A 13,090-nucleotide genomic window follows, 5' to 3' on the forward strand; every position below is an offset into this window, starting at 1 on the left:
CGAATTGAGAGGGCTGCAATGCGCCCTCTTTGAGCGGTTGAATTTCCCGCCGCCCTGTTCCATGAAGCTGTTCAACCGATCGGTCCAGTCCAGGGAGAAACGAGAATGAAGCTTGTTCGTTATGGCGAGAAGGGTGCGGAAAAGCCCGGCCTGATCGACAGATCCGGCCAGTTGCGGGACCTGTCGGCGCATGTGAAGGACCTGACCGGCGAGGCCTATTCGCCCGAAAGCCTGAAGAAGCTGGCGGCGCTCGATCCGGCCTCGCTGCCCGCCGTCTCCGGCAAGCCGCGGTTCGGCGCCCCCGTCACCGGCATGTCGAAATTCGTGGCGATCGGCCTCAACTACAGCGACCACGCCAAGGAGACCGGCGCGGAGATCCCGAGCGAGCCGATCATCTTCATGAAGGCCAACACCTCGCTGTCCGGCCCGAACGACGCCGTCGAGAAGCCGCGCGGCTCGACCAAGCTCGACTGGGAAGTCGAGATCGCCGCGATCATCGGCACGCGCGCCAAATACGTCTCGGAAGCCGACGCGCTCAACCACGTCGCCGGTTACTGCGTCTGCAACGACGTCTCGGAGCGCGCCTTCCAGATCGAGCGCCTGGGTCAGTGGACCAAAGGCAAGTCGCACGACACGTTCGGCCCGCTCGGCCCCTGGCTCGCCACCAAGGACGAGATCAAGGACGTGCAGAACCTGCCGATGTGGCTCGACGTCAACGGTCAGCGCCGCCAGACCGGCTCGACCAAGACCATGATCTTCTCGATGGCCAAGTGCATCTCCTATGTCTCGCAGTTCATGACGCTGCTGCCCGGCGACATCATCACGACAGGCACCCCGCCCGGCGTCGGCCTCGGCATGAAGCCGCCGACCTTCCTCAATGTCGGCGACGTCATTACGCTCGGCATCGAGGGTCTCGGCGAGCAGCGCCAGGAGATCGTCGCGGCGTAAGCCGCGCCCTCATCCTGAGGAGCGCGCAATGCGCGCGTCTCGAAGGATGTGCCAAGACCACGGTCGCCCGACGTTCGCGCCGGGTGACGAGAGAGCGCCTCCCGTTGCCATCCTTCGAGACGCGCGCCAAGCGGCGCGCTCCTCAGGATGAGGACTGTGTGTCTGGACAAAGGTTATTTCCCATGAAGCTCACCTTCTCCCCCGCCTCGCCCTTCGCCCGCAAGGTGCGCATCGCCGCGATCGAGCTCGGGCTGATCGACAAGATCGAGTTCACGCCGGCAGCGGTGGCACCGGGGCAGGCCAACGAGGACTATTCGCGCATCACGCCGCTCAAGAAGCTGCCGGTGCTGATCACCAATGATGGCGATGTCATCCTGGACTCCTACGTCATCGTCGAATATCTCAACGAGATGGCCGGCGGCAGCCTGATCCCCGACTACGGTCCGCGGCGCTGGAAGGCCAAGACCAATCATGCCCTGATCAACGGCATGCTCGATTCCATGCTGCTGTGCCGCTACGAGAAGATGGTGCGGCCGCAGGGCCTGCAATGGCAGGCGTGGTCGGACGACCATTGGAACCGGGCCTGGACCGGCATGGCGCGCTTCGAGAACATGCCCGAAGTGCTGAACGGCCCGTTCGACATCTCGCAGATCGGCCTCGTCTGCGTGCTCGGCTATGCCGACTTCCGCTTCGCCGATTGCGGCTGGCGCAAGGCCTATCCGAAGCTCGACGCCTTCCACCAGAAGATGCTGGAGCGGCCCTCGGTGAAGATCTCGGTGCCGCCCGCGGCGTAGTATCGCGACGGCGGAGAGAAGGATGATGCACGATCGCTTCCCCCGCCTCCGCATTCTCGGCGCGAGCCTCGTGCTCGCGTTGACCGTCTCAGCCACTTCCGTGCGAGCCGACGGCATGCCGCCTGGACAGCAAAACCTCGCCTGTGAACCGCCATCGTCAGCCGACGACGGCTGGACGACTGCGTCGCCCGACAGCGTCGGCCTGGACGGCGCGCAACTCTGCGGCATCGCCGCCCGACTCGGGCAACGCGCGACTTCGGTCCATTCGGTTGTCGTCGCGCGCCACGGCAAGCTCGTCTTCGAGCAATACTTCGCCGGCTACGACCAGCCCTGGGGACAACCGGAAGGCCAGCGCGAATTCACCGCGACGACGAGGCACGACATGCGTTCGGCATCGAAGAGCGTCGTTTCGCTGCTCGTCGGCATCGCGCTCGATCGCAAGCTGATCGAAGGCGTCGACGAACCTGTGCTCAAATTCTTCCCCGACCATCAGGCGGTGAAGCAGGCGGGCTGGGAGGCTATTACGCTGCGCCATCTGCTAACGATGTCCTCGGGAATGAAATGGGACGAGGCGCGGGCCTGGACCGATCCGAACAACGACGAGCCGCATCTCGGCTTTGAGGTCGATCCGATCGGCTATGTGCTCGCAAGGCCCGTCGCCGCGCCGCCGAATGTGCTCTGGACCTATAATGGCGGCGGGACTGAACTGCTCGGCAATATCCTCGAACGCGTCTCGGGCAAGTCGCTGGAGGCGTTTGCGCGCGAGGTGCTGTTCCAACCGCCCGGAATCACCGATTTCGAGTGGAAGGCCTACCCGAAGAACGGCAAGATCGCGGCGGCCGCCGGCCTGCGCTTGCGTCCGCGAGATGCCGCCAAGCTCGGCCAGCTCGTGCTCGATCGCGGCCAGTGGAACGGCCAACAAATCGTCTCGGCCGATTGGATTGCACAATCGATCGCACCGCGCTTCCAGGCGATCGGCTATTTCGGCGGCACGCTGTTCTACGGCTATCAATGGTGGATGGGCCGCTCGCTGGCCAGCGGGAGGGAAATCAAATGGGTTGGCGCCTTCGGCTGGGGCGGACAACGCATTTTCATCGTGCCCGAGCTTGATCTCGTCATGATGACCACCGCTGCCCAATACGGCCAGCCGAAGGAAGGGCTGGCCGCGATCGACGTCCTCTCCAACATCGTCATTCCGTCCGTGCGTGACGCACGCTGAGTGCAAGGAAGCGAGCATGAGCCTGAAATACGCGGTCGGCGATCTCACCATCCATCGCATCGTCGAGCAAGAAACCTCATTTGTGCCGGCACTGGAGATGTTGCCGGGGCTGACGCCGGAGCTGCTGGCCGAGAACCGGGCGTGGATGAGGGAGGCGAAAGCCCTGGATGACAGCGACACATTGATGCTGTGCTTCCAGTCCTATGTGATCAAGACGCCGCACCACACCATTCTGGTCGACAGCTGCATCGGCAACGACAAGCCCCGGCCGCAGCGGCCGAAATGGAACATGAAGACCGACGACACCTATCTGCGCGGGTTCGCGACCGCAGGCTTCTCGGTCGACGACATCGACTTCGTGATGTGCACGCATCTGCACGTCGATCACGTCGGCTGGAACACGCGGCTGGAGAATGGCCGCTGGGTGCCGACCTTCCCGAAAGCGCGCTACGTGTTCGCCAAGCAGGAGTTCGATCACTGGAGCGAGCAGAACGCGAAGGCGGAGGTGCCGCCCTTCGCCGACAGCGTGCTGCCGGTGGTCGAGGCCAAACGCCACGAGCTTGTCGGCAACGATCACCAGATCGGCGATCACGTTCGTATTCTGCCGACGCCGGGCCACACGCCGGGCCATATCGCCATCACGATGGGCCACGGCAAGGACGACGCCGTGTTCTCCGGCGACCTCATGCACTCGCCGTTGCAGACGCTCTATCCGGAGCTGTCGGTCAAGTTCGACCTCGATCAAGCCAAGGCGGCAACAACGCGCCGCAGCTTCCTGGAACGCTATTGCGACACCGACACGCTGTGCTGCACCGCGCATTTCCCGTCGCCCTCGGTGGGGAAGATCCGGCGCAAGGGCAGCGGCTTCGTCTGCGCGGCGGTGTAGCGCGGCCTTCCTTTCCGTCATGCCCGGGCTTGTCCCGGGCATCCACGTTCTTACAATCAACCGTAACGAAGAACGTGGATGGCCGGGACAAGCCCGGCCATGACGAGGAAACACCAATGACAGCGCTCCCCGACGTCCCCCTCCCTGCCGGCATCCGCTCACGCTATGTCGACGACATCAACGGCCTGCGCATGCACGTGCTGGAGGCCGGCTTCGAGACCAAGGGGCGGCCCTGCATCCTGCTGCTGCACGGCTTTCCGGAGCTCGCCTTCTCCTGGCGCAAGGTGATGCCGGCGCTGAGCGCGGCCGGCTATCACGTGATCGCGCCGGACCAGCGCGGCTACGGCCGCACGACGGGATGGAGCGCGGAGTACGACGGCGATCTCGCGCCGTTTTCGCTGTTCAACCTGGTGCGGGATGCGCTCGGGCTGGTGTCGGCGTTCGGCTACAGGCAGGTCGATGTGGTGGGACATGATTTCGGCAGCCCGGTCGCGGCCTGGTGCGCGCTGATGCGGCCCGACGTGTTTCGTTCGGTGGCGATGATGAGCGCGCCGTTCGGCGGAGCGCCGCCGCTGCCGTTCAACACCGTCGACGCGCCGGCAAAGCCACCGGCCGCAGACCCCGTGCATCGCGAGCTCGCCGCCTTGCCGCGTCCGCGCAAGCATTATCAATGGTACTATGCGACACGCCCGGCCAACGCCGACATCCACCGTGCGCCGCAGGGCGTGCATGATTTCCTGCGCGCCTACTATCATCACAAGAGCGCGGACTGGACCGACAACAAGCCGTATCCGCTGAAGTCCTGGTCGGCGAACGAGCTTGCGAAGCTGCCGACCTATTATGTGATGGACCTGAACGAGACCATGGCCGAGACGGTCGCAAAGGAGATGCCCTCGCCGGCCGCGATCGCCGCCAATCAATGGCTGCCCGACCGCGAGCTCGCCTACTACAGCGCCGAATATGGCCGAACCGGATTCCAGGGCGGCCTGCAATGGTATCGCTGCGGCACATCGGGTGCCTTCAACAGCCAGCTCCAATTGCTGGCCGGCCGCACCATCGACGTGCCCTCCTGCTTCATCTCAGGCAAGCAGGATTGGGGCACCTACCAGCGTCCCGGCGTGCTCGAGGCCATGCAGGCGCGGACCTGCACGCAGCTGCTCGGCTGCCACCTCGTCGACGGCGCCGGTCACTGGGTGCAGCAGGAACAGCCGGCCGAGGTGAGCCGCCTGTTGCTCGATTTCCTGGCGAAGAGCCGCGGCGTGGTTTGACCCGGGAACCCAAGCGCCCTATATAGTTTAGAATTATTCTAAACTAACGAAACAGGGCCGCCGTGAAGAATTTTGCCGATCTGACCGAACGCGAGGTGCTTGCGGTCGCGATCTCCTCCGAGGAGGAGGACAGCCGCATCTACATGAGCTTCGCCGAAGACCTGAAGGAGCGCTATCCGGACTCCGCCAAGATCTTCGAGCAGATGGCCGAGGAAGAGCGCGGCCATCGCCACATGCTGCTGGAAATGTACGAGCAGCGCTTCGGGCCGCATTTGCCCCCGATCCGCCGCGAGGACGTCAAAGGCTTCCTGCGCCGCCGTCCGGTCTGGCTCACCAAAAACCTGCCGCTCGACATCGTCCGCAGGGAAGTCGAGACAATGGAATTGCAGGCCGAGCGCTTTTACGTGAAGGCCGCCGAACAGGCGCAGGATGTCGGCGTGCGCCGCCTGCTCGGCGATCTCGCCGAAGCCGAGAAAGGCCACGAAGAGGTGGCGGCCAAGCTGACGGACCAGATCCTGAGTTCAGACGTGCGCGCCGAGGAAGACCGCACCAACCGGCGCATGTTCGTGCTGCAATATGTGCAGCCAGGTCTCGCCGGCCTGATGGACGGCTCGGTTTCGACGCTGGCGCCGCTGTTTGCGGCTGCGTTCGCCACGCATCAGAACTGGCAAACGTTTCTGGTCGGCCTCGCCGCCTCGATCGGCGCCGGCATCAGCATGGGTTTTGCGGAAGCGCTGTCCGACGACGGCTCGCTGACCGGGCGTGGTTCACCCTGGCTGCGCGGTCTCACCTGCGGCTTGATGACGACGCTCGGCGGGCTTGGGCACACCCTGCCCTATCTCGTGCCCGATAGCTGGGCCAACGCATTCTGGATCGCCACGGGAATCGCCGGAATCGTCGTGTTCTTCGAGTTGTGGGCGATTGCCTTCATCCGCGCGCGCTACATGGACACACCGTTCCTCCAGGCCGTGTTCCAGATCGTGCTCGGCGGCGCGATCGTGCTGGCGGTGGGGATATTGATCGGAGCGGCGTAGAACGCTGTCGTGCCCCGCGAAGGCGGGGCATCCAGTACGCCGCGACCTCTCGGTGTCCGATCGGCGCCGGTGGAATACTGGATCGCCCGGTCAAGCCGGGCGATGACTGCGAGTGGTTGCTTGGCTCATCGCGTTCCGTCTTGCCCACATGTCAATCGCGATCAAACGGCGGTTGCGGTGCTGGGCCAAACTGCGCATCATCGTTCGACAATAAGAACAGGAGATGCGCCATGGCCAAATCCGAATGGAGCTTCAAGAGCGCGGTCGCGCTGTCGGCCGCGTTGACCGCGAAGAAGGTCTCGTCGGTCGAGCTCACCCGGGATGCGATCGACCGCATCGAACGGCACGACGGCAAGGTCAACGCGATCTGCGTGCGGGATTTCGACCGTGCGCTGGACGCCGCACGCGAGGCGGACGCCGCATTGGCGCGCGGCGAGCGCAAGCCGCTGCTCGGCCTGCCGATGACGATCAAGGAATCCTTCAACATCGCCGGCCTGCCGACGACCTGGGGCTGGACGCCGCAGAAAGATTTCAAGCCGGCGGAGGACGCGCTGTCGATCGCCCGGGTGAAGGAGGCCGGCGGCGTCATCCTCGGCAAGACCAACGTGCCCGTGGGGTTGGCGGATTGGCAGAGCTACAACGAGATCTACGGCACGACCAACAATCCATTCGATCTCGGCCGCACGCCGGGTGGCTCGTCGGGCGGCTCGTCTGCGGCGCTCGCGACGGGCTATGGACCACTCTCGCTCGGGTCCGACATCGGCGGCTCGCTGCGCGTGCCCGCTTTCCATTGCGGGGTCTATGCGCACAAGCCGACCTACAATCTCTGTCCAACACGTGGCCACACGCCGCCGCCATTTCCAGCCATTCCGATGGAGCGCGATATGGCGGTGATCGGTCCGATGGCGCGGAGCGCGGTCGACCTGCCCCTGCTCCTGGATGTGATGGCAGGCCCCGATCCTCTGGACCTCGGCATCGGATACAAGCTCGCGCTGCCGGAGGCGCGACACGGCGCGCTGAAGGACTTCCGCGTGCTGGTGATCGACAGCCATCCGCTGCTGCCTGCCAATGCAGATATTCGCGGCGCGATCGAGAAGCTGGCGGACCAATTGACGGGCACGGGCGCGCGCGTCGCGCGCGAAAGTCCGCTGTTTCCGGACTTCACGGAAGCCTCTCGCCTCTACATGCGCATGCTGATGGGTTTTCTCGGCGCCTTCTCTCCGCCGGACATTCTCGCCGGAGCGCGTGCCGGAGCGGCGCAGCTCTCGCCTGAGGACAAGAGCCTTGCTGCCGAGCGGCTGCGCGGCATGACCAGCACACATCAGGCCTGGGTGTTCGACGAAGGCGCTCGCGCCGGCCTGCGCGCGCAGTGGCGGCAATTGTTCAGGACATTCGATGCGGTGATCTGCCCGATCATGCCGACCCCGGCCTATCCGCATGATCATTCGCCGGAGCAGGAAGCGCGCCGGATCAACATCGACGGCAAGGACTTTGCCTATCCGGACCAGCTTGCCTGGCCCGGCATTGCCACGCTGACGGGCCTGCCGGCAACGGCCGTTCCGCTCGGTCTGTCGAAGGATGGCCTGCCGGTCGGCGTGCAAATCATCGGGCCCTTCCTCGAGGACCGCACGCCGCTGAAGCTCGCCGAGCTGATCGAACGCGAGTTCGGCGGGTTCGTGCCGCCGAAGATGTTCGACGATTGATTCGTTGGCAATGACGGCGCCGCGAGGTCAGCGCTCCAGATTCTTCAATAGCAATTTCAGCGCTGTCGCCGCAAAGGTCTGCATATTGGCGAAGCGGTCGTTGCTGCCCGTCTCCAGCGTCATCACCCCGACTGCGGGACCGGCGACCGCCATACAGCTGTGGCCCGCCGCATCGCCGTACCGATTGCCGGTGGGACCGGCTGCGCCGGTCTCGGACAGGCCCCAATCGCAGTTGAAGCGGCTGCGCATCCGCTCGGCCAGCAGCTGCGCGTAGGGCTCCGACGAGGAACGAAATCCCTTCATTCCTTCGTCCGAAATATCCATCAGCACGCGCCTGGCATCGCGGGTGTAGACCACGGCGCCGCCGAGGAAATAGGCGGACGCGCCGGGGACCGCGAGCAGGCTGGCCGAGATCAGGCCGCCGGTCGAGGATTCCGCCACGGCAATGGTCTGTTTGCGCGCGATCAGTTTCGCCGCGACCTGTTCCGCAATGCCGACGAGCTCTTTCATTCCTTGACCCCTTATGCCTTCGCAACCGAGCCCGGCCTTTCTAGCATATGACAGCGCCGTTGGCCGAGTTGCAGCCAACGGGCAGGCCTGCTTGAATGGCGGCCAAAAGGCGGAGTGCCAAGCGCTGCCCGAGAAGGCGCGACGAGGAAACGTGAAGGACACGTCATGGCGTCCCTGATCGCCGGCGGAGTGGATTGCGATGTGCATCCGGCCGTGCCGCATCTGACCAGTCTGCTGCCCTACCTGAACGACTATTGGCGCGATCAGGTGACGACGCGCGGCATGGTCGATCTCATCTCGCAATCCTACCCGCAAAACTCGCCGATCACGGCGCGGCCCGACTGGCGCCCCGAAAGCGGCAAGCCGGGTGAAAGCCTGGCGGACATGCAGCGCCACGTGCTCGATCCCTTCCAGCTCTCGCATGCCATCTGCAATCCGCTCTATGGCGTGCAGATGGTGTTTTCAGAGGATCTGCAGGCCGCCTTCTGCCGCGCACTGAACGACTGGCTCGCGAAAGAATGGCTGGATCGCGATACGCGGTTGCGCGGCTCCATCGTGATTCCCACCCAAAGCGTCGAGAAGGCCGTCGCCGAGATCGAGCGCTGTGCGACGGATCGCCGCTTCGTGCAGGTGCTGATGCTAGTGATGGGCGATACGCCGCTCGGCAAGCGCGCGCTCTGGCCGATCTACGAGGCGGCAGAACGGCTGGACCTGCCGATCGGCATTCATGCCGGTTCCGCCTATCACAATCCGCCGACCGCCGTGGGCTGGGGTTCCTACCACATCGAGGATTATGCCGGTCAGGCCCAGGCGTTCCAGACCCAGCTCACCAGCCTGATCGTCGAGGGCGTGTTCGCCAAATATCCGCGACTGAAGATGGTGATGCTGGAATCCGGGGTGTCCTGGATCTCGCCATTTCTCTGGCGCCTGCACAAGTTCTGGCGTGGGGTGCGGATGGAGACGCCATGGGTCGATCGCGCGCCGCTGGACATTGTGCGCAGCAACATCCGCTTCTCGTTGCAGCCATTCGATGCGCCGCCGGATGAGGCGACATTAATTCGCCTGTTTGATCATATGCAGTCGGACGAATTAGTCCTATTCTCCACCGACTATCCGCACTGGCAGTTCGACGGCCAGGAGGCGCTGCCCGCAGGTCTCACCCCCGATCTCGTGCGCAAGATCATGATCGATAATCCGCATGCGACCTATCCCCGCCTGACTTAGCCGCTGCCAAAGGAGGCAAGGCGATGAATATTCAGTTCCGCGAAAGCTCCGAAGCCGCTTCCCCACTGACCGTCAAAACCGCGATCGCGGACTGCGACATCCATCCGGCACGCGCGACCCGCGCCGAGCTCTATCCCTATCTAGCCAAACGCTGGCAGCATCATCTCGAAGTCTACGGCGTCCATGCCTATCAAGGCATGATGGAAGGTCCGCCCTATCCGAAGGCCCAGCCCAACGCCTCGCGCCGCGACGCCTATCCGCCGGAAGGCGGGCCGCAGGGCTCCTCGCTGTCCTTCATGCAGAAGCAGCTGCTCGACCCCCACAACGTGCAACTCGGCGTGCTCAATCCACTCAACACCGGCCAGGGCATCCGCAATCACGAGCTCTCGGCCGCTTTGTGCTCGGCGATCAACGACTGGCAGATCGACAAATGGACCAGCAAGGACAAGCGGCTGAAAGCCTCCATCGTCGTCGGCAATGAGGACGGGCTGTCGGCCGCCGCCGAAATCCGCGAGCGCGCCGGCGACAAGAATTTCGTGCAGGTGCTGCTGCTCAGCCGCAATGTCGAGCCGCTCGGCCAGCGCCGCTACTGGCCGATCTATCAGGCCGCGGAAGAGGCCGGCCTTCCCGTCGGCGTCCACGCCTTCGGCTTCGGCGGCAACCCGATCACGCCGTCGGGCTGGCCTTCCTATTACATCGAGGAGATGGTCGGCCACTCGCAGTGCCAGCAATCGGCGCTCGCGAGCCTCGTGCTGGAGGGCGTGTTCGAGCGCTTCCCGAAATTGAAGATGGTGATGATCGAGGCCGGCTTCGGCTGGGCGCCGTCGCTGGCGTGGCGGCTCGACAAGGTCTGGCAGCGGCTGCGCAGCGAGGTGCCGCATGTCAAACGGCCGCCGTCTGAATATATCCGCGAGCAGGTGTGGTGGACGACGCAGCCGATGGAGGACCCGGAGCGGCGCGAGGATCTGTTCGACGTCATCAAGTGGATCGGCTGGGATCGGCTGCTGTTCGCCACCGACTATCCGCACTGGGATTACGACGAGCCGTCGCGCGTGCTGCCCGCGGGCGTCAGCGACGATGACCGCGAGGCCTTCTATCTCGGCAATGCGAAGAAGCTGTACGGGATCGCTTGATGGCGCGGCATGTGATTGCCGCGGTCGACGAGCTGCCGCCCGGCACGCGAAAATTTCTGGAGATCGACGGACGGCCGATCGCGGTCTTCAACATCAAGGGTGAATATTTCGGCCTGATGAACCGCTGCCCGCATCAGGGCGCGGCGCTGTGCGAGGGACCGCTGATCGGGCTCGCGCAATCGACGGATCCGGGCGAGATCGAATACACCAAGCTCGGCGAGATCATTCGCTGCCCCTGGCACGGCTGGGAGTTCGACATCCGCACCGGCCAGTCCTATTGCGACCCCCGCCGCTTCCGGGTGAAGGCTTATCCCGCGCGTGTCGAGCCGGGTGCGAGCGTGGTGAAGGGGCCGTACGTTGCCGAGACGATTCCGGTGAAAGTCGAGAGCGACTACGTCGTGGTGGACCTGTAGCGAAGCAGATGGCGCGGACTGCGCCGGCACGATCTCAGGCTTTATTCTGCGTTGCAGCGATCATCCAGTCGCGGAAAGCGGCGAGCTTCGGCGCCTCGCGGCGGCCCTCCGGCGCGACCAGGTAGAAGCCGGCATCGGCCGGCAGCGCGATCTTGAAGGGGACGACGAGCCGGCCCTTGGCGATGTCGTCCTGGACGTAGGAGGTCCGCCCCATCGCGACGCCGATGCCGTCGATCGCGGCCTGGATGGTCATGAAGATCATGTCGAAGGTGATGCCGGGCTGCCTGGCGATGTCGGCCGGCTGACCCGCCGCCGTCAGCCACAGCCGCCAGTCGTCGCTGTTGGCATTGGAGGTGTGCAGCAGCATGTGGCTCTTGAGGTCCTCGGGACAGCGCAACGGCTTGTCACCGCGCAGCAGAGACGGGCTGCACACCGGAAACAGCTCGTCCGCCATCAGCCAGTCGGCGCGCAAGCCCGGCCACTGGCCGCGCCCGTAACGGATCGCGGCATCGACATTGTCGCGCTGGAAGTCGACGAGGCTGGTGGATGTGGTGATGCGGACGTCGATGCCCGGATGGTGCTCCTGGAAATCGGTCAGCCGCGGCAACAGCCATTTTGCAGCAAGCGAGGCCAGCGTCGAGACCGTCAGCACCTTGTCGTCGTCCTTGCGCAGCAGCCGGTCGGTGGCAAGGCGGAGGTCGTTGAAGGCGGCGCGGACGCCCGGCAGATAGTCGCGCGCCTCCGGCGTCAGCGTCAGCGCGCGGTTCTGCCGGACGAACAGGCGGATGCCGAGCTCCTCCTCGAGCCTGCGGATCTGATGGCTGATCGCGGTCTGGGTCACATTCAGCTCGGACGCCGCCAGCGTGAAGCTGAGATGGCGCGCGGCGGCCTCAAAGGCCCGCAATCCGTTCAGGGAGGGCAATCTGGCAGTCATCTGGCAGCAGAATACATGAGTTTATTTCATACGAAAGAGTACAAATTGTCGTTTGTCGCAGTGCACCAGCAAGCAGATATTAGCGGTCAACTTAGCTCCAGGAGCTGACAATGTCTACTTTGACCCAGAATTCGATGACAAATCATCATGCGCCGGGCCTGATCCATCAGATCGGCGAGACTCTCCATGTCTGGCACGAGCGCTACCGGACCCGGCGGGAGCTCACCAACTGGTCCGCGCGCGACCTTCAGGATGTCGGGCTGTCCTGGAGCGATGTGGCCTACGAGGCCGACAAACCCTTCTGGCGGGCCTGATTGGCCGCCAGGCCGGCGCCGCCTGACTATGGGGGCGCCGGCGGTCCCTTTTTCCTTTGGTCCCCTTGGGGGCGTGTCATGAGCACCGTTCGCCTGGAAGATTTGAAGCAGTATTCGGACACGCTGCGCACGCGAGACGGCGAGGCGCTGCGCGTTCGCTTCGTCGAGCCGCGCGACACCGAGGAGCTCCAGCACTATTTTCGCTCGCTCTCGACGCGGTCCCGTTACAACCGCTTCTTCGGCGCGATCAGCGAACTGCCGCAGGGCCTGCTGCACGAATTCCTCCAGATCGGCGAGCGTGAGCGTTTTACCGTGGTCGCAACCATGATGGTCGACGGCTTCGAGACCATCGTCGCCGAAGCGCGCTATGCGCTGCATGCCGAAACCGCGACGCTTGAATTCGGCCTGTCAGTTGCCGACCGCTGGCAGGGCCACGGCATCGCCACCGTGCTGATGAAGAATCTTGAATGCCGCGCGGCCGCGCTTGGCGCCGACCACATCTTCGGCGACACGTTGCGCTCCAACGCGACCATGATCTCGCTCGCGCGCAAATCGGACTTCGCCTTCGTCAAACATCCTGACGACTGGAAGCTGGTGCGCTTCGACAAGGAGCTCTCCGTCGCACCGAAAGACATTCCCTGTGCGAGCTGGCGTCTCGTCGCTCTTTCCCGTCAGGCCGATAGCCCCTCAGCCTCGGCCTGACACCACTC

General features: G+C 64.4%; 14 protein-coding genes. 12 read left to right on the forward strand and 2 right to left on the reverse strand.

Features of this window, described 5'->3' with window-relative positions; translation table 11 throughout:
• Positions 1 to 105: 105 nt before the first annotated feature.
• The 7 genes from ACVIN2_RS16905 to ACVIN2_RS16935 all read left to right on the forward strand — a co-directional run bounded on the left by ACVIN2_RS16905 (position 106) and on the right by ACVIN2_RS16935 (position 7,852).
• Positions 106 to 948: a fumarylacetoacetate hydrolase family protein gene (locus tag ACVIN2_RS16905; RefSeq protein WP_456766399.1), complete on the forward strand. Its 843-nt coding sequence runs from the start codon at positions 106 to 108 to the stop codon at positions 946 to 948.
• A 182-nt stretch (positions 949 to 1,130) separates the two neighbouring features.
• On the forward strand, positions 1,131 to 1,742 hold the full coding sequence (locus ACVIN2_RS16910; RefSeq protein WP_106941743.1) for a glutathione S-transferase family protein: 612 nt from the start codon (positions 1,131 to 1,133) through the stop codon (positions 1,740 to 1,742).
• 22 nt (positions 1,743 to 1,764) lie between these two features.
• Positions 1,765 to 2,961: a serine hydrolase domain-containing protein gene (locus ACVIN2_RS16915; RefSeq protein ID WP_456766400.1), complete on the forward strand. Its 1,197-nt coding sequence runs from the start codon at positions 1,765 to 1,767 to the stop codon at positions 2,959 to 2,961.
• Between the two features lie 16 nt (positions 2,962 to 2,977).
• Positions 2,978 to 3,847: an MBL fold metallo-hydrolase gene (locus tag ACVIN2_RS16920; protein ID WP_456766401.1), complete on the forward strand. Its 870-nt coding sequence runs from the start codon at positions 2,978 to 2,980 to the stop codon at positions 3,845 to 3,847.
• A gap of 116 nt (positions 3,848 to 3,963) precedes the next feature.
• Positions 3,964 to 5,115: an alpha/beta fold hydrolase gene (locus tag ACVIN2_RS16925; RefSeq protein WP_456766402.1), complete on the forward strand. Its 1,152-nt coding sequence runs from the start codon at positions 3,964 to 3,966 to the stop codon at positions 5,113 to 5,115.
• A 62-nt stretch (positions 5,116 to 5,177) separates the two neighbouring features.
• Positions 5,178 to 6,149 carry an iron exporter MbfA gene (gene mbfA / locus ACVIN2_RS16930; protein WP_456766403.1) on the forward strand — a complete coding sequence of 324 codons (972 nt, stop codon included), beginning with the start codon at positions 5,178 to 5,180 and terminating at the stop codon, positions 6,147 to 6,149.
• 230 nt (positions 6,150 to 6,379) lie between these two features.
• The gene (locus tag ACVIN2_RS16935; RefSeq protein WP_456766404.1) at positions 6,380 to 7,852 is read left to right on the forward strand and encodes an amidase; all 1,473 of its coding nucleotides are present in this window, start codon (positions 6,380 to 6,382) and stop codon (positions 7,850 to 7,852) included.
• 27 nt (positions 7,853 to 7,879) lie between these two features.
• Here ACVIN2_RS16935 and ACVIN2_RS16940 read toward each other — a convergent pair whose 3' ends face one another.
• A complete protein-coding gene (locus ACVIN2_RS16940) occupies positions 7,880 to 8,362 on the reverse strand; it encodes a CinA family protein (protein WP_456766405.1) in 483 nt (160 codons plus the stop codon).
• Positions 8,363 to 8,527: 165 nt separating this feature from the next.
• Between ACVIN2_RS16940 and ACVIN2_RS16945 the strand changes: the two genes are divergently transcribed.
• Genes ACVIN2_RS16945 through ACVIN2_RS16955 form a run of 3 tightly spaced genes read left to right on the forward strand, consistent with a single transcriptional unit; the run spans position 8,528 to position 11,132 of the window.
• Positions 8,528 to 9,586: an amidohydrolase family protein gene (locus ACVIN2_RS16945; protein ID WP_456766406.1), complete on the forward strand. Its 1,059-nt coding sequence runs from the start codon at positions 8,528 to 8,530 to the stop codon at positions 9,584 to 9,586.
• A gap of 23 nt (positions 9,587 to 9,609) precedes the next feature.
• Positions 9,610 to 10,719, forward strand: a complete 1,110-nt coding sequence (locus ACVIN2_RS16950) for an amidohydrolase family protein (protein WP_456766407.1) — start codon at positions 9,610 to 9,612, stop codon at positions 10,717 to 10,719.
• The gene (locus ACVIN2_RS16955) at positions 10,719 to 11,132 is read left to right on the forward strand and encodes a Rieske (2Fe-2S) protein (protein ID WP_456766408.1); all 414 of its coding nucleotides are present in this window, start codon (positions 10,719 to 10,721) and stop codon (positions 11,130 to 11,132) included. The genes ACVIN2_RS16950 and ACVIN2_RS16955 overlap by 1 nt, the downstream gene beginning before the upstream one ends.
• Positions 11,133 to 11,166: 34 nt before the next feature.
• Here the strand turns inward: ACVIN2_RS16955 and ACVIN2_RS16960 are convergent, their stop codons facing one another.
• Positions 11,167 to 12,066 (reverse strand): transcriptional regulator GcvA, encoded by a 900-nt coding sequence (locus ACVIN2_RS16960; RefSeq protein WP_456766409.1) that lies wholly within the window; start codon positions 12,064 to 12,066, stop codon positions 11,167 to 11,169.
• A 110-nt stretch (positions 12,067 to 12,176) separates the two neighbouring features.
• On the opposite strand from ACVIN2_RS16960, the gene ACVIN2_RS16965 reads away from it, so the two are divergent.
• Both ACVIN2_RS16965 and ACVIN2_RS16970 read left to right on the forward strand, forming a co-directional pair.
• Positions 12,177 to 12,380 carry a DUF1127 domain-containing protein gene (locus ACVIN2_RS16965; RefSeq protein ID WP_007599575.1) on the forward strand — a complete coding sequence of 68 codons (204 nt, stop codon included), beginning with the start codon at positions 12,177 to 12,179 and terminating at the stop codon, positions 12,378 to 12,380.
• A gap of 78 nt (positions 12,381 to 12,458) precedes the next feature.
• Entirely contained in the window at positions 12,459 to 13,082 is a 624-nt protein-coding gene (locus ACVIN2_RS16970; protein ID WP_456766410.1) for an N-acetyltransferase family protein, read from the forward strand.
• The last annotated feature ends 8 nt before the right edge of the window (positions 13,083 to 13,090 follow it).

It is taken from the genome of Bradyrhizobium sp. USDA 3650 (assembly GCF_054057395.1).

Bases quoted from the DNA above. Each gene is read 5' to 3' on its own strand.
- ACVIN2_RS16905 (WP_456766399.1), top strand. From the start codon at position 106: ATGAAGCTTGTTCGTTATGGCGAGAAGGGTGCGGAAAAGCCCGGCCTG.
- ACVIN2_RS16910 (WP_106941743.1), top strand. From the start codon at position 1,131: ATGAAGCTCACCTTCTCCCCCGCCTCGCCCTTCGCCCGCAAGGTGCGC.
- ACVIN2_RS16915 (WP_456766400.1), top strand. From the start codon at position 1,765: ATGATGCACGATCGCTTCCCCCGCCTCCGCATTCTCGGCGCGAGCCTC.
- ACVIN2_RS16920 (WP_456766401.1), top strand. From the start codon at position 2,978: ATGAGCCTGAAATACGCGGTCGGCGATCTCACCATCCATCGCATCGTC.
- ACVIN2_RS16925 (WP_456766402.1), top strand. From the start codon at position 3,964: ATGACAGCGCTCCCCGACGTCCCCCTCCCTGCCGGCATCCGCTCACGC.
- ACVIN2_RS16935 (WP_456766404.1), top strand. From the start codon at position 6,380: ATGGCCAAATCCGAATGGAGCTTCAAGAGCGCGGTCGCGCTGTCGGCC.
- ACVIN2_RS16940 (WP_456766405.1), bottom strand. From the start codon at position 8,362: ATGAAAGAGCTCGTCGGCATTGCGGAACAGGTCGCGGCGAAACTGATC.
- ACVIN2_RS16945 (WP_456766406.1), top strand. From the start codon at position 8,528: ATGGCGTCCCTGATCGCCGGCGGAGTGGATTGCGATGTGCATCCGGCC.
- ACVIN2_RS16950 (WP_456766407.1), top strand. From the start codon at position 9,610: ATGAATATTCAGTTCCGCGAAAGCTCCGAAGCCGCTTCCCCACTGACC.
- ACVIN2_RS16955 (WP_456766408.1), top strand. From the start codon at position 10,719: ATGGCGCGGCATGTGATTGCCGCGGTCGACGAGCTGCCGCCCGGCACG.
- ACVIN2_RS16960 (WP_456766409.1), bottom strand. From the start codon at position 12,066: ATGACTGCCAGATTGCCCTCCCTGAACGGATTGCGGGCCTTTGAGGCC.
- ACVIN2_RS16965 (WP_007599575.1), top strand. From the start codon at position 12,177: ATGTCTACTTTGACCCAGAATTCGATGACAAATCATCATGCGCCGGGC.
- ACVIN2_RS16970 (WP_456766410.1), top strand. From the start codon at position 12,459: ATGAGCACCGTTCGCCTGGAAGATTTGAAGCAGTATTCGGACACGCTG.